Annotated in this window: 1 protein-coding gene; it reads left to right on the top strand. The window is 35.6% G+C overall.

The window, feature by feature from the left end:
• On the top strand, positions 1–418 hold a 418-nt coding region (locus J1782_RS00140), incomplete at its 5' end, for a nickel transporter (RefSeq protein ID WP_217151887.1).
• Positions 419–599 lie beyond the last annotated feature (181 nt).

The raw sequence follows: 599 nt of genomic DNA, 5'->3' as shown, positions 1-599 counted from the left end.
GAATGAAGAAAATGAATATCAATTTAGACTTTTTAAGAACCATTTAGTCAGTGAGTTAACTAACACCCTGAGTCTGGAGTTTCTAAAGGAACGTCTGAATGTCATTTACACGTACGAGAGAAACTACCTCGAATTACTCAAAGAGTTTAAAGAGGAAATAAAATTTGCCGGTACTTTACAGGAGGACTTAAGAAAAGAACGTGCAAAATTCTTCTCCGGGGTACTTGATGAAGTTTCTAACACGTTAAAGAACTCTCAGGTTGATGACAGGGTCGCAGCTTCATGGATCAAAGAACTGGTAAGCAGCTATACAAAAAGCTTAGATGTCAGTGAGGGACTGGTTGATGAAGGGACCTTAAATAGTCTTGGTAAAATACGAGATATGGCAAAAGAAGAAAAAGATACGTTAGATCAGTGAGGTAATTTATGGCTGATTGCGAATTGATATCAGTTCTTGATCTTTTGCGTCAATCGAGACAAAAACTTATATTGAGAACAACAACTCACTCTGTCGATTTTTTCTCAAATCTTTTTTTATTTGAGAAAAATGAAATGGGTCTGAAACTTCTCTTTGAAAAAGAGAAGACGCAATTTATAAA

Origin of the sequence: Rahnella sp. BCC 1045, from assembly GCF_019049615.1 — a bacterium.
GTDB lineage: Bacteria > Pseudomonadota > Gammaproteobacteria > Enterobacterales > Enterobacteriaceae > Rahnella > Rahnella contaminans.
The sequence above is the reverse complement of the archived record's forward strand: the minus strand, read 5'-3'. Positions and strand labels throughout refer to the sequence as shown.